Here is a 231-nt window from a genome sequence, read left to right on the forward strand (position 1 = left end):
GTCATCGACTGGCCCTTGGTCGGCTTGCCGTCGATCTGCACGATCAGGTCGCCGGGCTGGATGCCGGCGCGGGCCGCGGGGGTGTCGTCGATCGGCGAGACCACCTTGATGAAGCCGTCTTCGCTGCCGACCTCGATGCCCAGACCGCCGAACTCGCCGCTGGTGCTTTCCTGCAGCTCGGCGAAGTCCTCCGGGCCGAGGTAGGCGGAGTGCGGGTCGAGGTTGCTGAGC

Annotated in this window: 1 protein-coding gene; it reads right to left on the minus strand. The window is 68.8% G+C overall.

Annotated features, from left to right (window positions below; genetic code table 11):
* Window positions 1-231: S41 family peptidase (locus tag ACLJNW_RS28935; RefSeq protein ID WP_410962127.1), on the minus strand; the 231-nt coding region annotated here is incomplete at both ends.

This window comes from Salmonella sp. SAL4457 (genome assembly GCF_046548235.1).
In the GTDB taxonomy this organism is placed as follows: domain Bacteria; phylum Pseudomonadota; class Gammaproteobacteria; order Enterobacterales; family Enterobacteriaceae; genus Salmonella; species Salmonella enterica.